The organism is Sphaerisporangium rufum (assembly GCF_016863395.1).
Taxonomy (GTDB): domain Bacteria; phylum Actinomycetota; class Actinomycetes; order Streptosporangiales; family Streptosporangiaceae; genus Sphaerisporangium; species Sphaerisporangium rufum.
The window spans coordinates 93987-115917 of the sequence record NZ_BOOU01000068.1 but is presented as its reverse complement, the minus strand read 5'-3'; the positions used below and the strand labels follow the sequence as shown (position 1 = coordinate 115917).

At 73.5% G+C, this 21931-nt stretch carries 23 protein-coding genes and 2 tRNA genes; 17 read left to right on the top strand and 8 right to left on the bottom strand.

The genetic code is table 11. The annotated features are described in order from the left end of the window. Positions 1–20: 20 nt before the first annotated feature. Entirely contained in the window at positions 21–614 is a 594-nt protein-coding gene (locus Sru01_RS25535) for a TetR/AcrR family transcriptional regulator (RefSeq protein WP_203990476.1), read from the bottom strand. 130 nt (positions 615–744) lie between these two features. Here Sru01_RS25535 and Sru01_RS25530 point away from each other — a divergent pair, with 130 nt between their 5' ends. The 11 genes from Sru01_RS25530 to Sru01_RS25480 all read left to right on the top strand — a co-directional run bounded on the left by Sru01_RS25530 (position 745) and on the right by Sru01_RS25480 (position 8838). Then, positions 745–1248 (top strand): MarR family winged helix-turn-helix transcriptional regulator, encoded by a 504-nt coding sequence (locus Sru01_RS25530; RefSeq protein WP_203990475.1) that lies wholly within the window; start codon positions 745–747, stop codon positions 1246–1248. A gap of 10 nt (positions 1249–1258) precedes the next feature. Further along, the gene (locus tag Sru01_RS25525; RefSeq protein ID WP_203990474.1) at positions 1259–3085 is read left to right on the top strand and encodes an MDR family MFS transporter; all 1827 of its coding nucleotides are present in this window, start codon (positions 1259–1261) and stop codon (positions 3083–3085) included. Positions 3086–3122: 37 nt separating this feature from the next. Next, on the top strand, positions 3123–3659 hold the full coding sequence (locus Sru01_RS25520) for a MarR family winged helix-turn-helix transcriptional regulator (RefSeq protein WP_203990473.1): 537 nt from the start codon (positions 3123–3125) through the stop codon (positions 3657–3659). A gap of 92 nt (positions 3660–3751) precedes the next feature. Beyond that, positions 3752–3967, top strand: a complete 216-nt coding sequence (locus tag Sru01_RS25515; protein WP_203990472.1) for a transposase — start codon at positions 3752–3754, stop codon at positions 3965–3967. A 138-nt stretch (positions 3968–4105) separates the two neighbouring features. Then, positions 4106–4178, top strand: a tRNA-Thr gene (locus Sru01_RS25510). A gap of 216 nt (positions 4179–4394) precedes the next feature. Beyond that, positions 4395–4468: transfer RNA gene (locus Sru01_RS25505), tRNA-Met, on the top strand. 81 nt (positions 4469–4549) lie between these two features. After that, the gene (gene rpmG, locus Sru01_RS25500) at positions 4550–4714 is read left to right on the top strand and encodes a 50S ribosomal protein L33 (RefSeq protein WP_036325591.1); all 165 of its coding nucleotides are present in this window, start codon (positions 4550–4552) and stop codon (positions 4712–4714) included. Between the two features lie 423 nt (positions 4715–5137). Continuing rightward, a complete protein-coding gene (locus Sru01_RS25495) occupies positions 5138–5587 on the top strand; it encodes a MaoC family dehydratase N-terminal domain-containing protein (RefSeq protein WP_203990470.1) in 450 nt (149 codons plus the stop codon). 3 nt (positions 5588–5590) lie between these two features. Continuing rightward, complete coding sequence (locus Sru01_RS25490; protein WP_203990468.1) at positions 5591–6019, top strand: MaoC family dehydratase; 429 nt, start codon at positions 5591–5593, stop codon at positions 6017–6019. Between the two features lie 172 nt (positions 6020–6191). Beyond that, positions 6192–7535, top strand: coding sequence for a glycosyltransferase family A protein (locus tag Sru01_RS25485; protein ID WP_203990466.1), 1344 nt, complete (start codon positions 6192–6194; stop codon positions 7533–7535). A 148-nt stretch (positions 7536–7683) separates the two neighbouring features. Beyond that, positions 7684–8838: a UDP-N-acetylmuramate dehydrogenase gene (locus tag Sru01_RS25480; RefSeq protein ID WP_203990464.1), complete on the top strand. Its 1155-nt coding sequence runs from the start codon at positions 7684–7686 to the stop codon at positions 8836–8838. Positions 8839–8852: 14 nt separating this feature from the next. Here Sru01_RS25480 and Sru01_RS25475 read toward each other — a convergent pair whose 3' ends face one another. The 3 genes from Sru01_RS25475 to Sru01_RS25465 all read right to left on the bottom strand — a co-directional run bounded on the left by Sru01_RS25475 (position 8853) and on the right by Sru01_RS25465 (position 13029). Then, on the bottom strand, positions 8853–9419 hold the full coding sequence (locus Sru01_RS25475) for a TMEM165/GDT1 family protein (protein ID WP_203990462.1): 567 nt from the start codon (positions 9417–9419) through the stop codon (positions 8853–8855). A gap of 322 nt (positions 9420–9741) precedes the next feature. After that, complete coding sequence (locus tag Sru01_RS36345) at positions 9742–12609, bottom strand: helix-turn-helix transcriptional regulator (RefSeq protein WP_275412211.1); 2868 nt, start codon at positions 12607–12609, stop codon at positions 9742–9744. 252 nt (positions 12610–12861) lie between these two features. Further along, a complete protein-coding gene (locus Sru01_RS25465) occupies positions 12862–13029 on the bottom strand; it encodes a hypothetical protein (RefSeq protein WP_203990458.1) in 168 nt (55 codons plus the stop codon). A gap of 241 nt (positions 13030–13270) precedes the next feature. Here Sru01_RS25465 and deoC point away from each other — a divergent pair, with 241 nt between their 5' ends. From deoC to Sru01_RS25445, 4 genes are read left to right on the top strand one after another with little or no spacing between them, the layout of a single operon-like run. Next, positions 13271–14221: a deoxyribose-phosphate aldolase gene (deoC, locus tag Sru01_RS25460; protein WP_239137730.1), complete on the top strand. Its 951-nt coding sequence runs from the start codon at positions 13271–13273 to the stop codon at positions 14219–14221. A 10-nt stretch (positions 14222–14231) separates the two neighbouring features. Continuing rightward, positions 14232–15662 carry an aldehyde dehydrogenase family protein gene (locus Sru01_RS25455; RefSeq protein ID WP_203990454.1) on the top strand — a complete coding sequence of 477 codons (1431 nt, stop codon included), beginning with the start codon at positions 14232–14234 and terminating at the stop codon, positions 15660–15662. Continuing rightward, entirely contained in the window at positions 15655–15864 is a 210-nt protein-coding gene (locus tag Sru01_RS25450) for a hypothetical protein (protein WP_203990453.1), read from the top strand. Before Sru01_RS25455 ends, Sru01_RS25450 begins: the two co-directional genes overlap by 8 nt. Continuing rightward, positions 15857–16729 carry an aldehyde dehydrogenase family protein gene (locus Sru01_RS25445; protein WP_203990452.1) on the top strand — a complete coding sequence of 291 codons (873 nt, stop codon included), beginning with the start codon at positions 15857–15859 and terminating at the stop codon, positions 16727–16729. The genes Sru01_RS25450 and Sru01_RS25445 overlap by 8 nt, the downstream gene beginning before the upstream one ends. Positions 16730–16789: 60 nt before the next feature. Here Sru01_RS25445 and Sru01_RS25440 read toward each other — a convergent pair whose 3' ends face one another. Continuing rightward, entirely contained in the window at positions 16790–17368 is a 579-nt protein-coding gene (locus tag Sru01_RS25440) for an LURP-one-related family protein (protein ID WP_239137728.1), read from the bottom strand. Positions 17369–17523: 155 nt separating this feature from the next. On the opposite strand from Sru01_RS25440, the gene Sru01_RS25435 reads away from it, so the two are divergent. Continuing rightward, on the top strand, positions 17524–17724 hold the full coding sequence (locus tag Sru01_RS25435; RefSeq protein WP_203990450.1) for a PspC domain-containing protein: 201 nt from the start codon (positions 17524–17526) through the stop codon (positions 17722–17724). A gap of 151 nt (positions 17725–17875) precedes the next feature. Next, positions 17876–18541: a lipoyl(octanoyl) transferase LipB gene (lipB, locus tag Sru01_RS25430; RefSeq protein ID WP_239137727.1), complete on the top strand. Its 666-nt coding sequence runs from the start codon at positions 17876–17878 to the stop codon at positions 18539–18541. A 139-nt stretch (positions 18542–18680) separates the two neighbouring features. Here the strand turns inward: lipB and Sru01_RS25425 are convergent, their stop codons facing one another. From Sru01_RS25425 to Sru01_RS25415, 3 genes are read right to left on the bottom strand one after another with little or no spacing between them, the layout of a single operon-like run. Beyond that, positions 18681–19544, bottom strand: a complete 864-nt coding sequence (locus tag Sru01_RS25425) for an MBL fold metallo-hydrolase (RefSeq protein WP_203990448.1) — start codon at positions 19542–19544, stop codon at positions 18681–18683. Between the two features lie 5 nt (positions 19545–19549). After that, positions 19550–20137 (bottom strand): TetR/AcrR family transcriptional regulator, encoded by a 588-nt coding sequence (locus Sru01_RS25420; protein WP_203990446.1) that lies wholly within the window; start codon positions 20135–20137, stop codon positions 19550–19552. Positions 20138–20188: 51 nt separating this feature from the next. Next, on the bottom strand, positions 20189–21745 hold the full coding sequence (locus Sru01_RS25415; protein WP_203990444.1) for an amino acid permease: 1557 nt from the start codon (positions 21743–21745) through the stop codon (positions 20189–20191). Positions 21746–21931 lie beyond the last annotated feature (186 nt).

The window sequence follows — 21931 nt, the reverse complement described above, 5'->3', positions numbered from 1 at the left end:
AGCGGGGCACGGCGGGCGGCTCAGCGGGGCGGGGGGCGCAGGACGCCGGTGAAGACGACCCGGGTGAAGCGCTCGAGCGGCGCGGGGTCGCGCTCGACCTTCATGCGCAGGATCGCCCCCTGCCAGGAGGAGAGCAGGAAGTCGGCGAGGTCGTCCGGCGCGGCGCCGTCCGCGAGCTCGCCGCGCTCGCGCGCCTGCGCCAGGCACTCGGCGAACGGCTCGCGCCATTCGGCGAAGATGGCCGCGAGCCGCGCCCGGATGGCCTCGCTGTGCTCGGCCGACTCCAGGCTCATGTTGCCCACCAGGCACCCGTGGTGCCAGCCGCGCTCGGCCAGCCGGGCGGTGACGGCGTCGAAATAGGCGGCCAGCCGCCGCAGCGGAGGCAGGTCCGGAGCTCGCAGGGTCGCCGCGATGAGGTCCCGGACGTCGGCGAAGTAGCGGTCCAGGATCTCCAGGCCGAACGCCTCCTTGGAGGTGAAGTGGTTGGTGAACGAGCCCTGGGGGACGCCCGCCGCGGCGGTGATGTCACGGACTCCCGCGGCGGTGAAGCCCTTGCGGCGCACGACCTCCAGGCCTTCGCGGAGGATGTGCTCTTTCTTCGACGGTCGCGCCATGGCGATAAATATGTACGACCGTATTGGTCGCTGTCAAGTCCGCGGTCCCATCCGGGGGAATACTCGGACCCCCATAGTTGCTTAGGGCAAGCACATATATGCTTGCCCTAAGCAACCAGATGGAGGAGCCATGGCATCCGACGCCGTCGGCGCCGAGTTGCTGGTCCGGCTGGGGGAGGCCGGCGCGGTCATCAAGGCGATGCGGCGTGAGCTGCCGCCCGGCTGCCCGCGCTCCGGCGTCACGCTGCTCGCCGCGCTGGACCGCCGGGGCGATCTGCGGGTCGGCGAGCTGGCCGAGATCCTCGACGTCGACCAGTCCGTGATCAGCAGGCACGTCACCGAGCTGGTCGTGCGCGGCTGGGTCGAGCGCATGCCCAACCCCCGCGACGGCCGCTCGTCCTACCTGCGGCTCACCCCGCAGGGACGCCAGGTCATGCGCGAGTCGACCGACCGGCTCGGTGCCCGGCTGGCCGCGATGCTGGACGACTGGACCGACGAGGAGATCGCCACCCTCGGCCGGCTGCTCGCCCGCCTCCGCACCAGCTTCGACGCCGGCCGGGCGCCCGGCGACCATGCCCCCCGCGCCCCCCGCGCCCCCGCGCCCCCCGCGCCGCCCGTCCCCTCCCTCCCGTGAAAGGACTTCGATGACAACCGCAGTACCGGCCGGGCCGCCCGCGGCCCAGGCCGCGGCGCCCATGACGCACCGCGAGATCCTGGAGGCGCTGTCGGGACTGCTGCTCGGCCTGTTCGTGGCGATGCTGTCCTCGACCGTCGTCGCGAACGCCCTGCCCACGATCATCGCCGACCTGCACGCCGACGAGACCACCTATACGTGGGTGATCACGTCCACCCTGCTGGCCACCACGGTCTCCACTCCCATCTGGGGCAAGCTCGCCGACCTGGTGAGCAAGAAGATGCTGGTCCAGATCGGCCTGGTGATCTTCGTGATCGGGTCGGCGCTCGCCGGCCTGGCGCAGACTCCCGGCCTGCTCATCGCCGCCCGCGTCGTGCAAGGGCTGGGCGCCGGCGGCCTCACCGCGCTGGTCCAGGTGATCATGGCGGCGATCATCGCCCCCCGCGAGCGCGGCCGCTACTCCGGCTACATCGGCGCCGTCTTCGCCCTGGCGACGATCGCCGGGCCGCTGATCGGCGGCGTCATCGTCGACACCTCCTGGCTCGGCTGGCGGTGGTGCTTCTACGTCGGCGTGCCGTTCGCGCTGCTCGCCTTCGTGGTGCTGCAGAAGACCCTGCACCTGCCGCTGCGCCGGCGCGAGGTGCGGATCGACTGGGCCGGCGCCTTCCTGATCACCGCCGCGGTCTCGCTGCTGCTGGTCTGGGTCTCGTTCGCCGGCCGGTCCTACGGCTGGCTGTCCTGGCAGACCGGCGCGATGGTCGGCGGCTCGCTCGTGCTCGCCCTGCTGTTCGTGCTGGTGGAGTCCAGGGCCGCCGAGCCGATCGTGCCGCTGCGGCTGTTCCGGCGGGCCGCCATCAGCCTCGCGGTGCTGGCCAGCCTGTTCGTCGGCATCGGCATGTTCGGCGCGACCACCTTCCTGAGCCAGTACTTCCAGCTCGCCCGCGGCGAGTCGCCGACCATGGCGGGCATCATGACGCTGCCGATGATCCTCGGCCTCGCGCTGTCGTCCACCATCGCCGGGCAGATCATCACCCGCACCGGGCGCTGGAAGGTCTTCCTGGTCACCGGGGCGACCCTGCTCACCGCCGGATTCGGGCTGATGGGCACCCTGCGGTACGACACGAACTACTGGGTGATCGCGGTCTACATGTTCGCGATCGGCACCGGCCTCGGCATGAGCATGCAGAACCTCGTGCTGTCGGTGCAGAACCAGGTGCCCACCGACCAGCTCGGCGCGGCCAGCTCGGTCGTCGCGTTCTTCCGCACGCTCGGCGGCGCGATCGGCGTGGCGGCCCTCGGCGCGCTGCTGGGGCACCGGGTGACGGACTACCTCGCCCAGGGCCTCGGCCGGCTGGGTGTACGCACCGGGCTGGAGGACGGCGCGCTGCCTCGGCTGGCCGACCTGCCCGCGCCGGTGCGCGCGGTGGTGCAGGACGCCTACGGTCACGGCGTCGGCGACATCTTCCTGTACGCGGCGCCATGCCTGCTGCTGGCGCTGGTCGCGGTGCTGTTCATCAAGGAGATCCCGCTGCGCACCGCCGAACAGGTGCGGGCCGCCGAGGAGCGGGGTGACGGCGAAGGCCCGGACGCCGCGCCGGTCGCGGCACCCGTCGCGGCACCCGTCGCGGTGGCCGATGGCGCCGCGACGCGCGCCGCCGACGGGGCCGGCCGCGCCGCCCCGCGGCACGCGGACGGGCACGCCACCGGCTCGGGCGGCGGCGGGCGGCACGCCGAGGGCGGCGGCCGGCACGCGCATCCGGGTGGACGGCCGCCGGGCCGCGACGGCCACCACGCCCACGGCGGCGGGCGGCATGTGCGCCATGACGGCCGTCCCTGACAGACTGGGGATCGGACCGGCGACGAGGGAGCGAGTGGTGCGAGGCAAGGCTGCGCGGCCGGCGGGCGGCACTCTGGTCGCGCCCGGCCATCCGGCGGCGACCGGCGAACCGGACGCCGCGGACGGCGAGGCCATCCGGATGCTGGAACACCAGCTCGGCGTGCTGCTGCGCCGCTCCCGCGCCCTGTCGGCGGAGGTGGGCCGCGCGGTCCATCCGGAGCTGGAGCCGGGGGCGTACGGCATCCTGGTACGCGTAGCGGAGGTCGCACCCGCCCGGCCGAGCGACCTGGCCGCCTACTTCGGGGTGGGCAAGGCGACGATGAGCCGGCAGGTCAAGGGACTGGAAGGGCTCGGCCTGGTCGAGCGGGAGCCGGACCCGGCCGACGGGCGGGCGCACCTGCTGAGCCTCACCGGCGAGGGGCGGCGGCGGCTGGACCGGGCGCGCACGGCCCGCCGCCGGCGCTTCGACGGCCTGCTCGGCACCTGGCCGCAGGACGACGTCCGGCTGCTGGCCGGCATGCTCGCCAGGTTGAACGCCCTGATGGACCCGGAGCGCGACTCCGACCAGCGATGACGTGCGGCTGCCGGGTCGCCGGCGGCGATTGTTACCGACGCGCCGTAAGTTATCCGCGATGTTCGTGGTGATCAGGCATAGTGTGTCCGCTTATGGAGACGCGCTGGGTGGGGCCGGACGGCTACGAGATCACCGGGGCCGTCCTCGGCGGGCGCCAGGTGCTCCGGCTCCGGCGGCACGGTGAGATCGTCGCCGACTGCCGGAGCGTCGACGAGGTGCGGTGTTTCGTGGACCTCGCCGACCTGTGCGAGGTGGTCACCCTGCCGGTCGGCGGCCGCCCGCGACTCCGGCATCCGATGGCCCGCTGACCGGCGCCGGGCACGGGCCTGCCGCGCGTCCGGCGGGCGCGCGCCCGGTGGACGTTTGATTCGCGTAGGTCGCGGGGTCCGTGTATGGTTACACCTGTCCGCAGGGCGGCCCGGAGCACCGGGAGCCCGGCCGGGTAGGCCCCTTTAGCTCAGTCGGCAGAGCGTCTCCATGGTAAGGAGAAGGTCTACGGTTCGATTCCGTAAAGGGGCTCGCAGCGCAAACGCCCTCTCGGTTCTCCGGGCAGGGCTTTTCGCTTGAGTGGGTGCCCGACGGTGCGCTTGTCCGCCGGAAATAAGGGGAAGTGCGGGGGGCCGGGGATCAGGCATACTTGAAGTATCTCGTCCCGATCGGTCGAAGGACCGCGCGTGCGCGATCGTCGTACAGGTCGGGTATCCTTGCGAGGCCGGTCGATTTCGACGGCCCTGAGGCGGAGTAGCTCAGTCAGGCAGAGCAAGCGGCTCATAATCGCTGTGTCGCCGGTTCAAGTCCGGCCTCCGCTACTACCCATGCCAGGTCCCTCTGCGAAGAGGTGACCCGGCGCGGGTTGTCCATGTGTCCCGAACGTAGAAAGGCACTCCCACGTGGCTGCCACCGACGTTAGGCCGAAGATCACGCTGGCCTGCCAGGAGTGCAAGCACCGCAACTACATCACGCGGAAGAACCGGCGCAACGACCCGGACCGCCTGGAGCTGAAGAAGTACTGCCCCAACTGCAAGACGCACCGCGCGCACCGCGAGACCCGCTGACCCAGGCATCGGTACCGCCCTGACCGGGCGGGCCAGGGCCGGGCCGCGGGGTGTTCCCGGCGGACGGCCCAGGGGGCGAATGGCCTCGTGGCGCGTCGCGGGCGGGTCTCGCCGGTGGTGTGACCGCCTGCGATGGCCGCCGGCCGGCTCGGTGGGGGAGCCGGTGCGTTCCGCACCGCCACGATGGTGACCGTGCGACCGGTGTCCTCGACCGAGGGCACCGGTTTGACGTGTGCCCGGCTTTCCCGGATGCCCGGACCGGCGATGCCCGCGGGCGGCGCAGCCGCCGGCCGCGATGTCGTGCCACGACCGCGAGGGGCGATGCGCCCGGGCGGCGCGGGCGCGCTCGGCGGTGCCCGCGTCCGGCGGCCGCTCTGTTACCGTCGGGCGCACAGCTCCGCGTTGCGAAAGGGCACCGGCACGATGGCTCTGAACCGTGATTTCGTCGGGCGGACGTTCCCGGCGGCCACCCCCTACGAGGTGTCGCGCGTCAAGATCAAGGAGTTCGCGGCCGCCATCGGCGACCAGAACCCGATCTACCGCGACCCCGAGGCGGCGCGGGCGGCCGGCCACCCCGACGTCATCGCGCCGCCCACCTTCCCCATCGTCTTCAGCCTCGCCGGCGCCGGCGCGGCGCTGGCCGACCCCGAGCTCGGGCTGGACTTCTCGATGGTGGTGCACGGCGAGCAGCGTTTCCACTACACCCGGCCCGTGCGTGCCGGCGACGAGCTGCTGTGCGTCTCGACCATCAGCGACATCCGCAGCGTCGGCCGCAACGAGCTGCTCACCGTCACCAGCGAGGTGACCACCGTCGCCGGCGAGCCGGTCTGCACGACCTACAACACTCTCATCGAGCGCGGAGGGGCGGCGTAACCGATGACCGCGACCGTGAAGTACGACGAGGTCGAGGTGGGCCAGGACATCCCGGCCGTCGACTACCCCGTGCACCGGGTCGACCTGGTGATGTACGCCGGCGCCTCGGGCGACTTCAACCCGATCCACTGGAACGAGCGGTACGCCAAGGCGGTCGGCCTGCCGGACGTGATCGCGCACGGCATGTTCACCATGGCGCAGGCCGGCCGGTTCGTCACCGACTGGACGGGCGACCCGGGCGCGCTGGTGGACTACGGCGTGCGCTTCTCGTCCATGGTCGTCGTCCCGGACAACGACGCCGGCGCGGTGATCACCGTGAGCGGCGTCGTGGAGGAGAAGCGGGACGAGAACCTGGTCGTGCTGGCGCTGACCGCCCGCTCCGGCGACTCGCGGGTGCTGTCCCGGGCGCGCGCCACCGTCCGGCTCGCCTGACCGCGCCGGTCCTTGCCCGTCCCTGCCCTCCTCGGCTGACCGCGTCCCTCCTCGTCCCTCCTCGTCCGCCCGCACCCGCTCGCCCGCCTGTGCCCCGGGCCTGTGCCCGGCTGTGCGTCGCCCCGCTGGTGGAGCGGGAATGCTTCGGGCCGGTGTGGGTAGGGCGGCGATCGTGACAGAGCCACCGAATCACGTACACGGGCTCGCCGAGCAGCGGGCGAAGGCCAGGGCCGAGGGTGACTTCGCGACCGCGGACGTCCTGCGGCAGGAGATCGAGGACGCCGGTTGGCTGGTGCACGACGCCGCCGAGGGGTACGAGCTGACCTCCCGGCCGCCGTTCAAGGTGTGGCCGACGGTCGCGGCGATCCCCGAACCGTCCGGGCCGGCGGCGAGCGAGGCACCCGAGGCACCGCAGGCGCGGACCGGGCCGCCGGCCGCCGGTCAGGGGCGGAGCGTGGACGGCCTCGCGCGGGCCGACCGGCTGGGGCCGGAGGGCCGCCCCGGCGTTGAACGCGATCATGAGGCCGGCGGCGCCGAGTCGACCGAGGAGCGCGGGCAGCCGGAGGGCGGCCGGCCGCACCCGGTGGCCGGGCGCGGCGGGACGGCGTCCGCGACCGGCGGCGCGCCCGGCTCGCCCGGGGCGGCCGAGGGCACGCGGACGCCGGCCGGCACCGACGCGGCGGCCCGGACCGGCGAGGCGGAGACCGGCAGCGACAGCGCGGTGGCCTCCCAGGTGCTGTGGGACTCCTCGCTCGCCGCGTCCCGGCTGGACGAGGCGATCAGCGCCGCCGCGACCACCGAGGAGCGCCCGGAGCGGCCGGCGCGGCAGGTCACGGTGGCTCTGCTGGTGGACGGCGCGCCGGACGAGGTGGGCAGGTGCCTGGAGGCGCTGGTCACGCACACCGACGCGAAGATCATCGCGTTGGACCTCGGCGACGTGGACGGCGCCGGGCGGGTCCTGCACGAATTCGCCGAGCGGCACCCCGAGCGCGTCCAGGCCTGGCACGTCGCCGAGACCCCGCACTGGCAGGGCGGCGCGGCCGGCTGGGGCGCGAGCCGCAACAAGCTGCTCGCGCTGGACGGCGGGGACGTGCACGTCGTCATGGAGACCTCGACCGTGCTGGACGGTGACGCGATCACCCCGCTGGTGGACTCGCTCGGCGACGGGGTGTCCGCCGCGGGCTGGAAGGGCGTCGACCCCGACGAGAGCGGGCACGACTGGCACGACGCCGGCCCCGGCCAGGTGCGCGGGCTGCTCGGCTACCTGCTGGCGGTCCGCCGCGACCAGGCCCTGGCCGCCGGCGGGTTCCCGGAGAAGGCCCGGTACTACCGCAACGCCGACCTGGAGTTCTCGCTGCGGCTGCCCGGCCGGGCCGTCGTCCCCGACGCGGAGCTGCCGGTCCACCAGGAGCGGCACCGCGCCTACCACGACGCCGACCCCGGCTACCGCGACCGCGAGTCGCGCCGCACCTACGACCGGGTGCTGGACCTGCTGCGCTCGGCCGACGGCGGGTGAGACCGGCCACCGGCGGTGCGCACTAGGCTGAGGGCCGGCGCCGCGGGAGCCCCGCGCGCCGGCCCGCGCCGTCGGGCGGCGTCCGGCCACCTTGCGTGGCGTGCCGTCGGATGACGTCGGGCGATCTGGGGCGATGTGGGGATGGTGCATGGCTGACCGGCTGGCAGGGGTGCGGATCGCCCCGTACACCACGTTGCGGCTGGGCGGGCCCGCGCGCGCCTTCGCCGCGGCGGATTCGGCGGCGGAGCTGGTGGAGCTGGTCGCGGCGGCCGACCGGGCCGGCGAGCCGGTGCTGCTGCTCGGCGGCGGCAGCAACCTGGTCGTCGCGGACGCGGGATTCGACGGGCTGGTGGTCCGGGTCGCCTCGCGCGGCGTCGAGGTCCGCCAGGACGGCGACCGGGTGACGGTCACCGCGCAGGCCGGCGAGGACTGGGACGCGCTGGTGGCGCGCACGGTGGCCGAGGGCTGGTCCGGCGTGGAGTGCCTGTCGGGCATCCCCGGGTCGGTGGGCTCCACCCCGATCCAGAACGTCGGCGCCTACGGCCAGGAGGTCGCGCAGACCGTGGCCGCGGTGCGCGTGTACGACCGGGCGACCGGCGAGCTGCTCGACCTGCCCGCCGAGCGGTGCGGCTTCGCCTACCGGCACAGCGCGTTCAAGGCCGACCCGGGACGGCATGTGGTGCTGTCGGTCACCTACCGGCTGGCCAGGTCGGCCGAGTCCGGGCCGATCGCCTACCAGGAGCTGGCCACCCGGCTGGGCGTGCGGGCGGGCGAACGGGTGCCGCTGCGCGACGCGCGCGCGGCCGTGCTGCGGCTGCGCCGCGGCAAGGGAATGGTGCTGGACGCGGCCGACCCCGACACCTGCAGCGCGGGCTCGTTCTTCACCAACCCGATCCTCACCGCGGCGGAGGCGGCGGAGCTGGAGCTCCGGGCGCCCGGGTTCCCGCGCTGGCCGATGCCGGACGGCGCGGTGAAGGTGCCGGCGGCCTGGCTGATCGAGCACGCGGGGTTCGCCAAGGGGTACCGCCGCGGCCCGGCGCGCATCTCCACCAAGCACACGCTCGCGCTGACCAACCCGGGCGGGCTGGGCGTGACCGGCCCGGCCACCGACCCGGAGGCGCTCGCCGGCGCCGGTCCGCAGAGTGACGGCCTGCCGGGGGACGGCCTCCCGGGGCCGGCCGGCGAGGCGCCGGCCACCACGGCCGACCTGCTCGCGCTGGCCCGGGAGGTCCGGGACGGCGTGCGCGCCAAGTTCGGCGTCACGCTGGTCAACGAGCCGGTGCTGGTCGGCGCCGGGCTCTGACCCGGGCGGCCGGCTCAGCGCAGCGGCTCCAGCAGCAACAGCACCCCGAAGATCGCGAAGGCGGCGGCCGCGCCATAGCGGATCACCTTGTCCGGCAGCCTGCGGCCGAGCATCCGGCCGACGGCGATGGCCAGCGCGTCCGCGGCCACCATGCCGACCGTGGAGCCGATCCAGGTGCCGAGCCAGCCGTGCTGGGTGGCCAGCGTGATGGTGGCGAGCATCGTCTTGTCGCCCAGCTCGGCCAGGAAGAACGCCACGCTCACCGCGATCAGCGCGCTGCGGGTGGTGTTGCGGGCCTTGGCCGACTCGGCGTCGGTCAGCGTGTCGCCGCGCAGCGTCCACCCCGCGAAGGCGAGGAACGCCACGCCGGCCGCGATGGAGATGGCGGTCGTCGGCAGCGCGTCGCCGATGAGCCCGCCGACGGCGACGCTGAACAGGTGCACCACGGTGGTGGCGATGGTGATGCCGGCCAGCACCGGCCAGGGCCGGAACCGGGTGGCGAACGTCATCGCCATGAGTTGGCTCTTGTCGCCCAGTTCGGCCACGAAGACGACGCCGAGACTGATCAGGAAGGCTTCCACGGGAGGAGGGGGCCCTTCGTCGGTCGGGCCACCGGACCGGAAGCGGGCCCCCGCGGGGATCTCGGGCGCGACTCCTCCGGCCCGGCAGCGGAGGTTCGCACACGCGTGCGGCTGCCAGGCCGAAGGTCTCGTCCGCCCGGGTGGGCTCGCGTGACCGGGCTTGACGCCAGTGTGTCGACCACGCGATTGGGACTACTCCCCTTCGGTGCATCCACCCTATCCGATGGCCGGGATCGCCTGGTCCGGGCCCGCTCGGCGGCGTGCGGGCCGCCCCGGGACCGCGTTCCGGCGGCCGCCGGCCCGGTCCGGCGGGAACCGGCGCTCAGACCAGCAGGGACAGCCGGTGCGCCGCCGCGGCGGCCTCGCCCCGGGTGGCGGTGCCGAGCTTGGCCAGGATGTTGGAGACGTGCACGCTGACGGTCTTGGCGGAGATGAACAGCTCGCCGGCGATCTCGCGGTTGGAGCGGCCGAGCGCGACCAGGCGGAGCACCTCCAGCTCGCGGGGCGTCAGCTCGGTGGTGCGCGACGCGTCGGCCGGGCTCGCGCCCTCGACCAGGGAGATCCCGGCGCGCCGGGCGAGCGACTCGATCGCGGTGACCAGCGGCCGGGCGCCCAGCGAGCAGGCGATCGGATACGCCTCGCGCAGCCGCGTCGCGGCGCCGTCCCGGTCGCCGGCCCGCGCGGCGGCGGCCGCGGCCTGGGTGAGCGTGGTCGCCTGCTGCGGAGGGCGGCCCAGCGTCGCCCAGGCGGCCGCCGCCGCGTCGAAGTCGCCGGTGAAGGCCAGCCGGTAGGCCACCGAGACCGGGCCGTCCAGCGTCATGTGATCGGCGCGCGCCTCGGCCTTGGCCAGCACCGCCGCGGCCAGGTCGGGACAGGAGGCCTCGGCCGCGTCGCAGGCGGCCCGGATGCGGGCCATGGCCCGCCAGCCGAGCATCGCCTTGCTGGAGTGCATGTTCCCGGAGGTGGGCAGCAGCTCCTCGGCGGTGCGCAGCGCCTCGGCGTGCTCGCCGCGCAGCAGGTGCAGCTCCAGCAGCAGCCGGAGGTTCGCCATCCACTCCTGGGCGTAGGACAGCGGCTCGCGGCCGGTGGTGCCGACCTCACCGAGGATGCGCTCCAGCTGGTCGGTCTCGCCGCGCCCGGCGGCGATGTCGCCGCGGACCCGGCGCAGGTGCTGGCGGATCCGCGGGATCGGGTCCATGGCCAGGGCGTGGTCGATGGCGTCCACCGCCTCGTCCCAGCGGCCGATCGACTCCAGCGCCTCGGCCCGGTTGTTGGCCAGGAACGCGCCGGAGTTGCGGTAGCGGCCGATCTTCCGGGCGATCGCCTCGCCCTCCAGCGCCCGCTGCACGGCCTCCTCCGAGCGGCCGAGGTTGTTCAGGGCGTCCACGCTGTTGGCCAGGGCGCGCAGCGTGATGCGGCCCGAGCCGAGCCGCCGGCCGATCTCCATCGCCTGCTCGTTGGTGCGGTACGCCCCTTCCAGGTCGCCGGCCAGCGACTGGCCGAGCGCCAGGTTGATCAGCAGCTCGCCCTCCAGGCACTCGTCGCCGAGATCGCGGGAGATCTCCAGCGCCTCCTGGGTGAGCGCGGTGCCCTCCACGGTCTCGTTGCTGAACATCAGCACCGAGCTGAGCCGGGTGAGGACGTGCACCCGGGCCTCGGTGGGCCGCGGCACCAGCCGCTCGGCGTAGCGCAGGTCCTCGATGGAGTTTCGCCGGCCCTTGTCGCTGTTGAGCTGGGAGCGGCGGACCAGCAGCCGGGCGACCCGCTCGGGCTCGGCGCCCTCGTCCAGCTCGGCCAGCGCCCCCTTGACGAATTTCAGCCCGCGCTCGGTCTCCCCGCTGATCAGGGCGGCCTCTGACGCCAGCTCCAGCACGGTGGTGTGGTCGACGCCGATGCGCGTCGCGGCGTCCGGCACCCGGTCCCACAGCGACAGCACCCGCTCCAGCAGCTGGATCTGCTCGGTGTAGGCGAAGGCGTTGGCCGCCTTGCCGGCGGCCTCCCAGGCGGCGATGAGGGCCCACAGGTTGTCGCGCGCCGAATACCAGTGGTGGGCGATCTCGATGGCGGCCCGGCCGGGCGGCACCAGCGTGCGGTCGCGGTCGATCTCCTCGGCGAACCGGGCGTGCACCCGGTTGTGCTCGCCGGGCAGCATCTCCTCGTGCACGGCCTCGCGGATCAGCGCGTGCCGGAAGACGTAGGCGCGCCCGTCGGCGACCTGGATGACGTTGCCGGCGATGGCGGGCCGCAGCGCGCTCTCCAGGTCGACGTCGGACAGGTCGGTGACCGCGGCCAGCAGCCGGTGGCCGACCCGGTTGCCGCCGGCCGCCGCGATGCGCAGCACGCGCTGGGTCTCCTCGGGCAGCCGCTCCACCGAGCCGATGATCAGGTCGTGCAGGGACTCGGGCACGCCGCAGTTGTCGCAGTCGTGCTCGACCAGCGCCTCGACGAACAGCGGGATGCCCGCGCTGCGGTGGAAGACGCTCTCGACCAGGGAGTATTTGGGGGTCTGCCCGATGATGCCGGCGATCTGGTCGGCGACCTCGCCCCGGATGAGGCGGGGCACCTCCAGCCGGACGACCCCCTCCACCCGGCCCAGCTCGGCGAGCACCGGGCGCAGCGGGTGCTGGCGGTGCAGCTCGTCGGACCGGTAGGTGAGGATCATCAGGACCGGCGCGGTCCGCAGGTTGCGGCTGAGGAAGGCGATCAGGTCGCGGCTGGACCGGTCGGCCCAGTGGATGTCCTCGATGATCAGGACGATCGCCCGGCGTTCGGCGAGGCGCTCGATCAGGGTGAGGAACTGCTCGAACAGCCGCGCCCGGCCGGTCTCGGTCTCGCGGTCGCCGCTGGGCTCGCCGAACTCCGGCAGCAGCCGGGCCAGGTCGCGCGCGGCGCCGTCGGGCAGCAGGGCGGCCACCTCGGCGGCGCCCATCTCCTTCACCAGCTGCCGCAGCAGTGCGGTGAAGGGCGCGTAGGCGAGGCCTTCGGCGGACAGCTCGACGCATCCGCCGAGCAGCACGTGCGCGCCGGCCGCCGCGGCGTCCTCGGCGAACCGGCTGACCAGGCGGGTCTTGCCGCCGCCGGCCTCGCCGCCCACCAGGACGGCCGACGCCGCCTGCTTGCGCGCCTGCTCGAACGCCTCGGAGAGTGTGCCCAGCTCGGCTTCGCGTCCCACGAATACGGGACTCACCATCCGACCGACCATGTCCGCCAGCATGTCATGTCCTGTGCAGCCGTCAGTACTGTTTATTCGCTCAGCTGAGCGAACGGGCGTCGCGGGCACGGGTGCCGTCCGGCCGCCTCCGCCGGACGGTACCCGCGAGCCCCCGCGCCGTTCAGGGCGGCTGGGAGGCCCGGCCGGGAGGGAGGTTCCGGCCGGGCATCGTGGGGACGGGTTTCTCGCGGGTCTCGCGGCGGGGCTCGCCACGAGACGGGGACCGGCGCGTCACGAGGTGCGCAGCTTGCCGAAGACCGCGCGGGAGCGCCGCTCGGAGCCGCGGGACTTGCCCGCCCGCCCGGCCAGCGCCTCGCGGACGCGACGGTGCTCGGCGGCCTCGGCGCGCAGTTCGGCCACCCGGTTGGCGATGAGCTGGTAGTGGATCTCGGGTCCCATGGTGGGTGTCTCCTTGTTTCGCATCTCTTTTCTGACATCTCTAGATTCGCGGTAAGGCGCCCCCCGCCACATCGGGCGGATGCCCTATCCCCGCCCGGTCCGTGGCCCCGGACATGCCTAAGTCCCGCCGCGTAGGGCCTTAGGCGCCGCCCGCGCGGCGGCCGGCGGCCTTACCGGGCCTTAGGGGATGGCCTGGTTTGGCACAATCCGGCTGGTCGGCGATGCTGGGGAGGTGTCAACACTGACGACCTCGCTCGCGGAGATCGCGTCATCGGACGCGGCGCTGCGCGCGTTCCTGCACGGCCTGCCCGGCGTCGACCGGGTGGGCGCCGACCAGCGCGCCGCGATGCTCGGCACCCGATCGATCAAGACGACCGCCAAGGCCCAGGCCATCGACCTGGCCATCTCCATGGTCGACCTGACCACGCTGGAGGGGGCGGACACCCCCGGCAAGGTGCGCGCGATGTGCGCCAAGGCCGTCCGCCCCGACCCCGCCGACCCCTCGGTGCCCAAGGTGGCCGCGGTCTGCGTCTACCCCGACCTGGTCGCCGGCGCGGTGGCCGCGCTGCGCGGCTCGGGCGTCCGGGTGGCCAGCGTAGCGACCGCCTTCCCGAGCGGCCGCTCCTCGCTGGAGGTCAAGGTGGCCGACACGGCCCTGGCGGTGGCGGCCGGCGCCGACGAGATCGACATGGTGATCGACCGCGGTGCCTTCCTGGCCGGCGACTACCGCAAGGTGTACGACGAGATCGTGGCGATCAAGGCCGCCTGCGCCGGCGACGGCCGCGACGCCCACCTGAAGGTCATCCTGGAGACCGGCGAGCTCGCCACCTACGACAACGTGCGCCGGGCCTCCTGGCTCGCCATGCTGGCCGGCGCCGACTTCATCAAGACCTCCACCGGCAAGGTCGCCCCGGCGGCCACCCTGCCGGTCACCCTGGTGATGCTGGAGGCGGTCCGCGACTTCCGCGCGGCGACCGGGCGGGTGGTCGGCGTCAAGCCGGCCGGCGGCATCCGCACCACCAAGGACGCCATCAAGAACCTGGTGCTGGTCAACGAGACGGCCGGCGACGACTGGCTCACCCCGGACCGGTTCCGGCTCGGCGCGTCCAGCCTGCTGAACGACCTGCTGATGCAGCGCCAGAAGATGTCCACCGGGCGCTACGCCGGCCCCGACTACTTCACCCTCGACTGAGGCGGCCCCCATGTTCGAGTACGCACCGGCGCCCGAGTCGCGGGACGTCGTCGACATCCGCCCCTCCTACGGCCTGTTCGTCAACGGCGAGTGGGTCGACTCGCCGGGCGGCGAGCGCGAGAAGACCGTCAACCCGGCCAGCGAGGAGGTCCTCGCCGAGTTCACCATGGCCACCGACGCCGACGTGGACCGGGCCGTCACCGCCGCGCGCGCCGCTTACGACACGGTCTGGAGCCGCATGCCCGGCCGGGAGCGGGCCAAGTACCTGTTCCGCATCGCCCGGATCATCCAGGAGCGGGCCCGCGAGCTGGCCGTGCTGGAGTCGCTGGACAACGGCAAGCCGATCCGCGAGTCGCGGGACGTGGACCTGCCGCTGGTCGCCGCGCACTTCTTCTACCACGCGGGCTGGGCCGACAAGCTGGAGTACGCCGGGTTCGGCCCGGCGCCCCGGCCGCTCGGGGTGGCCGCGCAGGTCATCCCGTGGAACTTCCCGCTGCTCATGCTGGCCTGGAAGATCGCGCCCGCGCTGGCCTGCGGCAACACCGTGGTGCTGAAGCCCGCCGAGACGACGCCGCTGACCGCGCTGGCGTTCGCCGAGATCTGCCGGCAGGCCGACCTGCCGCCCGGCGTGGTGAACATCGTGACCGGCGCCGGCGCCACCGGACGCGCGCTGGTGGAGCACCCCGGCGTGCGGAAGGTCGCGTTCACCGGCTCGACCGAGGTCGGGCGGCAGATCGCCCGCTCGGTGGCCGGCACCCGCAAGAAGCTCACCCTGGAGCTCGGCGGCAAGGCCGCCAACATCGTGTACGAGGACGCGGCGCTCGACCAGGCCGTCGAGGGCATCGTCAACGGCATCTTCTTCAACCAGGGCCACGTCTGCTGCGCCGGATCCCGGCTGCTGGTCCAGGAGTCGATCGAGGGCGAGCTGCTGGACGCCCTCAAGCGGCGGCTGGCCACCCTGCGGCTCGGCGACCCGCTGGACAAGAACACCGACATCGGCGCGATCAACTCGGCCGCCCAGCTGGCGAAGATCAGGGAGCTGAGCGAGGCGGGCGAGCAGGAGGGCGCCGAGCGCTGGTCGCCGTCCTGCCCGATCCCCGACAAGGGCTACTGGTTCCCGCCGACCCTGTTCACCGGCGTCGCCCAGTCGCACCGCATCGCCCGGGAGGAGATCTTCGGCCCGGTGCTGTCGGTCCTCACCTTCCGGACCCCGGCCGAGGCGGTGGAGAAGGCCAACAACACCCCCTTCGGCCTGTCCGCCGGGGTGTGGACCGAGAAGGGCTCGCGCATCCTGTGGACCGCCGACCGGCTGCGCGCCGGCGTGGTCTGGGCCAACACCTTCAACCGGTTCGACCCCACCTCGCCGTTCGGCGGCTACCGGGAGTCGGGTTACGGCCGCGAGGGCGGCCGGCACGGGCTGGAGGCGTATCTCGATGTCTGAGCCCTGCGAGCACCGGCGCGGGCCGCGCCGCCGGCGGCGGGCCCAGGCGGCCCGCGGGCACGCGCACGCCCGGGCCGGCCAGGCCCCCCTGACGACCCGCCGCGGGTGGTTCGCCCACCGCTGCGGGGTGAGCCGCTGCCACCAGGTCGCCACCCCGGCGCGGCTCTCCTGCGAAGAGACCACCTGGAGGGGCGATGACTGAGAGCGGCCGGCTCGCCGTACGCAAGACCTACAAGCTGTACATCGGCGGGGCGTTCCCCCGGTCGGAGAGCGGAAGGTCCTACGTGGTGACCTCCTCCAAGGGCGACTTCCTGGCCAACGCCTCCCGGGCGTCCCGCAAGGACGCCCGGGACGCGGTGACGGCCGCGCGCAAGGCGTTCCCCGGCTGGTCGGGTGCCACCGCCTACAACCGCGGGCAGATCCTCTACCGGATCGCCGAGATGCTGGAGGGCCGGCGGGCGCAGTTCGCCGCCGAGCTGGCCGACGCCGACGGCGTCTCCGCCCGCCGGGCCGGCGAGCTGGCCGACGCCGCGGTGGACCGGCTGGTCTGGTACGCGGGCTGGTCGGACAAGATCGGCGCGATCCGCGGCGCGGCGAACCCGGTGGCCGGGCCGTACTTCAACCTGTCCACCCCCGAGCCGACCGGCGTGGTCGCCGTGGTGGCGCCGCAGCAGGCGCCGCTGCTCGGCCTGGTGTCGGTCGTCGCCCCGGTGATCGTCACCGGCAACACTTGCGTGGTGGTGACCTCCGAGCGGGCCCCGCTGCCGGCGATCACGCTGGCCGAGGTGCTCGCCACCTCCGACCTGCCGGGCGGCGTGGTGAACCTGCTCACCGGCCGGGTGGCCGAGCTGGCGCCGTGGCTGGCGGGACACATGGACGTGAACGCCATCGACCTGACCGGCTGCGACGAGGAGCTGGCGGTGGCCTGCGAGCGGGACGCCGCGGAGAACCTCAAGCGGGTGCTGCGCCCGCCGGCCGGGAAGATCGACTGGTCGGCCGACCCGGGCGTCGAGCGGCTGACCGCGTTCCTGGAGACCAAGACCGTCTGGCACCCCACCGGGGTGTGAGCCGGGCATGGCGGCGGCCCCGGCCCGGCCGGGGCCGCCGTCACGCCCGCGCGGGGACGGTCAGCGGGCCTGCAGCGCGTCCAGGGCCACCGCCATCGCGATGATCAGGCGGCGGTCCAGGCGCGGGTCCTGGATGTCCACCAGGTAGCGGTCGCGCAGCCCCCACTTGCGGTCCACCGAGAACGCGATCTGCGCGCCCTGCCCGAAGTCGAAGTGGTACGGCAGCCACGACAGCGAGTCGACGAACCGGCGCAGCACGCTCACCAGCACGTTGCGCTCCTGCCCGGTGAAGGTCGGCATGCCGGGCTGCTGGAAGTGCCAGGTGGAGCGGATCAGCGAGGCGGCGAACTCCTTCTTGAAGAAGCCGATCGGCTGCCCGCCATGGTCCACGACGTCGTAGCCGCTGGCCAGGTCGATCACCTTGCGGGCCTTGAACCCGGCGAGCACGTACTGCCGCGAGTCGTCGGTGTACAACGTGACCTGCTCTTTGAAGGCCAGCCGCTTCTGCTCGGCGAACGCCACCATCGGGCCTTCGGAGCCGTCGGGCAATTCGATGTGCACCACGTAGCGGTTCACCATCATGGTGATCTTCTGGCGCACGATGAGGCGGTGCTGCGCCTGCAGGGTCGGGAGGTCCACTTTGCTCTCCATGGTCAGGGGATTGCCACCTTAGAGGGTCCACGCGCTGATCAGGACGTGCCCGCCGCCGCGGGCCGGGAACGTGTGAATTTCCGGGAACCGGGCAGGAGCGGGGATCGTTGACCGAGTGAATGGACTCGGGGGAGGAGCCGTTGATGTACAGATCGCGCGAGCACAAGATGATCGCCGGCGTGTGCGGTGGCCTGGCGGAGAGCTGGGGCTGGACGCCCACCATGGTCCGCCTGCTCTTCGTGCTGTCCTGCGTGCTGCCCGGCCCGCAGTTCGTCATCTACCTGATCATGTGGCTGGTCATTCCGAAGGCACCGGCCGGCGCCGGCTACGGCTACCGCCGCTGACCCGGGGCGCCTGACTCGGGTGCCTGACTCGGGCGCCGCCCGCCGGGCCGGCCCGGCGGGCGCCGACCGGCGCCCGGTGCCCGAAGCCGGCGCGGGCCGGGGCGGCCGACCGGCCGCCGGTCATCGGTTCGTCGGACGTATGCTCGGACGCGTGAGCGAACGAACGGTACGCGCGCGGCCGCTGGCGCCGGTCGTCGACGAGCTGGTCGAGTACGAGAAGGCCATGGAGCGGATGGCCGACCTGGTCGACGAACGGCAGCGTGACGCCCGGCCCGACACGTTGTGGCTGCTCAGCCACCCCCAGGTGTTCACCGTGGGCAAGCGCACCGCGGCCGAGCACCTTCCCGACCCCGCGCACGGCATCCCGGTGGTCGCCACCGGCCGCGGCGGCCAGCTGACCTACCACGGTCCCGGCCAGCTTGTCGGCTACCTGGTCGTCAAGCTGCGCGTGGACGAGGGCATCGTCGACTACGTCCGCGAGGTCGAGCTGCGGCTGGTCGACGCGCTGTCCCGCCTCGGCGTGCCCGCCGAGCGCCGCGACACCCCGCCCGGGTCGGAACTGCTCACCGGGGTGTGGACCCGCGACACCGGCCGCAAGATCGTCTCCATCGGGATGCGCTCGAGCCGCGGGGTCACCAGCCACGGGTTCGCGCTCAACGTGGAGGGCGACCTCGACCCCTGGCACTACGCGGTGCCGTGCGGCATGCCGGAGGTGGACATGACCTCGCTCGCCCGCGAACTGCCGGGCGGCGCCCCGCCCTTCGACGAGGTCCGCCGGGTGGTCGCCGCCGCGTTCGAGGCGTTCCCCGCCGGCTGACCCGCGCCACCCGACCCGCGCCGCGCGGCCCCTGCGTGGACCCGCTGCCCGGGCTCCGCCGCCTTCGCGGCGCGCTCCGCCGTCCCGGCCCCACCGGCGGGCGGCCGGCCGCGCCGGGCACCGGTGCCCGGCGCACCTGTCATAGGGCCGGCCGGGCCGCTGTCTGGTCCGGCGTCGCCGGGCGGAAGCGGTCGAGTTCCACCGGGTCGTGCGCCGAGAAGATCTCGGCCGCGCCGCCGGCGGCCAGCGCGCGCAGCCGGCCCAGGTTGGCCAGCCGGGCCGCGCGGTCGGCCTGCATGAGCGACTGGAACAGCCGCAGCCCCGGCGGGCACCGGTGCCGGTCGGGCGCGAGCTGGTCGTGGTGGAAGTAGGCGTCACCGGCGTGCACCAGCCACCGGGCGGCGCCCTCCCGTCCGGTGTCGACGGCCACGCCGGTGTGGCCGCGGGTGTGCCCGGCCAGCGGCACCAGCAGCAGGCCGGGCAGGCCGGGGATCTCCCGCACCCCGGTGAACCCGTGCCACCGGTCGCCGCCGGTGCCGTACTCCGCCCAGCGCGGGCCGTGCGCCCACTGCGCCGTCCGGTAGCGCCGGCGCTCCAGCGCGGTGGCCGGATGGCGGGCAGCCGCCAGCTCGGCCGCGCTCACGTGCACCTCGGCGTGCGGGAAGTCCGCGAGCCCGCCGGCGTGGTCCACATCCAGGTGGGTGACGATGATGTGCCGCACGTCCCCGGCGGCGTGGCCGAGCCGCTCCACCTGCCGGACGGCGGTCTCCGCCGGGTCCAGCAGCGGCCTGTTCTGCCGGAGGAACCACCGGCCGAGGTGTTCCGCCGGCCGGCGGAGGTCGGCGAGCCCGAACCCGGCGTCCACCAGGACCAGGCCGTCGTCGCTCTCGACCAGCAGGCAGTGGCAGACCATCCGCCCCCGGTCCAGCAGGCCGCCGGTGCCGTTGACCAGCCGGCGCAGCGGCGGGCTCATCGTCCCGCAGTTGAGGTGGTGGACCCGCATGCCGCTCACCTCGCGCCGGCCGGGACGGCGGCGTCCACCAGGACGCGCAGCTGGCGGGCGGCGGCGTCCAGCGGGGCGGTGTCCCGCCGGACGCGGGCGAGCAGCAGGGCGCCCTCCAGCGTGGCCAGGATGGTGGTGGCCAGGTCGTCGTGGCGGTCGGCCGGCACCTCCCACCGGCCGAGGGCGGTGGCGATGAGGTCGGTCCAGGACCGGTACGCCTCGTCGCACGCGGCCCGCAGCGGATCGCAGCCGGCCGATTCCAGCGCCACCGTGGCGACCGGGCAGCCCTCGGTGTAGTCGGAGGACTCCAGCGCCGCGCGGAACAGCCTGACGGTGCCGTCCAGGGCGTCGCCGGGCCGACCGGCGCCGGCGATCAATGACTCCAGCAGCGCGCGGATCTCGGCGCCGCCGGCGCGGACCGCCTCCACGCCGAGCTGTTCCTTGCCGCCGGGGAAATGGTGGTAGAGCGTGCCTTTGGGGACCTGTGCCGCCGCCAGCACCTGGCTGAGCCCGGTGCCGCTGTAGCCCTGGCGGCGGAACAGGTCGGCCGCGGTGGCGAGGATGCGCCGCCGGGTGTCCTTCTCGTCGGTCATGATGACCACACTAGACCGACCGGTCGGTCTAGTGCAATCGGCGGCTCGCGATCAGCCGGCCGGCCGGTCCGCGGGCCGGTCGTCCACGGTGCGGCGCGGGCCGGTGAACCAGTGCCGGGCCGACAGCCGCCACCACAGCGCGATGCCGGCCAGCACGACGCCGACCGCGATCGGCGCGTAGTTGAGCGAGGTCCAGGCGAACTCCGCGTTGCCCGGGACGCCGGCCGGGCCGAGCGGCAGCACGAAGTACACCGAGATGACGGCGATCTCCACCACCGCGATCCAGCACAGCACCCGGTACCGGCGGCCGAGCGTCCACGGGCCGGGCCGGAAGGCGTCGCCCGCGCGCAGCCGCAGCCAGATCGGGATCAGGAACGCCAGGTAGAGCCCGATCACCGCGATGGACACCACCGCCAGGAACGCCACCGGGACCTCGGTGCCGGCCGGCGCGTACAGCGCGGGCAGGGTGAGCAGCAGCGCGACCGCGCAGCCGGCGATGATGGCGTTCGCCGGGGTGCCGTTGCGGTCGACCCGCGACCACAGCCGCCAGCCGGGCACCGCGCCGTCCCGGGAGAAGGCGTACATCATCCGCGACATCGAGGTGACGCAGCTCATCCCGCAGAAGAACTGGCCGACGGTGGAGATGCCGAAGATCACCGTGGCCAGGCCGGGGGACAGCGCCGAGGTGAAGATCGCCCCGACGAATCCGCCCTCCTTGTTCACCGCGTCGACGTCGGTGGCGGCGAACAGGAAGGACAGCAGCAGGATCCAGCCGCCGATCGCCGAGTAGAAGATCGACTTCCACAGGCCGCGGGCCGCGCTGAGCGCCGCGCCCTTGGTCTCCTCCGACACGTGGGCGCAGGCGTCGAAGCCGGTGATCGTGTACTGGGTGAGCAGGAAGCCCAGCGGCAGCACGTACAGCCAGAACAGCGGGCCGGAGTCCCCGGCGCCGAAGCCGGAGTTGTCGAACCGCTCGAACAGGAAGCCGACGCTCTGGTGCTTCTCCGGCCCGAAGGCGAGGATCAGCACCACGGCGGCGGCGCCGGCCACGTGCCACCACACCGAGATGTTCTGCAGCAGCGAGATCAGCCGGTGGCTGAAGATGTTGATCAGCGCGTGCAGGACGAGCACCACCGCGAACAGCAGGAAGGTCTGCTGCAGCGCGTCCCCCCGCGCCCAGCTCTCGCTGAACCGGCCGATCGTGATGTTGAGGAAGGTGGCGCAGCCGTAGTCGACCGACGCGGTGACCGCGATCAGGCCGATCAGGTTGAGCCATCCGGTGTACCAGCCGTGCACCGGGCGGCCGAGCTTGGCGGCCCACCAGTAGATGCCGCCGGCGGTTGGGTAGGCGGAGACCAGCTCGGCCAGGCAGAAGCCGATGACCAGGATGAACGCGGCGATCAGCGGCCAGCCGACCGAGATGGCGAGCGGGCCGCCGTTGTTCCATGCCTGGCTGAAGGTGGTGAAGCAGCCGGCCAGGATGGAGATGATCGAGAAGGAGATGGCGAAGTTGGAGAAACCGCTCCAGGTGCGGGCGAGTTCCTGCTTGTATCCGAGCTCGGCCAGGCGTTCCGCGTCGTCGTCGATGGGGGAGGTCTGCTGGGCCATGGCTCTCCTTGCCGTACGCGGGCGGCACGGGTGCCGCCAGGGGGAGTGGGGGGTTGCGTTGGCCGGATGGGAGTGTTCCCGCAGGTAAACACACTTTCAGCGGCAGGTCGAGCATGAACGGCCCGAGAAATCCAGCTTTTACTCCTACGTCCAGACTTAGGCCGGTTTGTGACACACAGGGTTGAG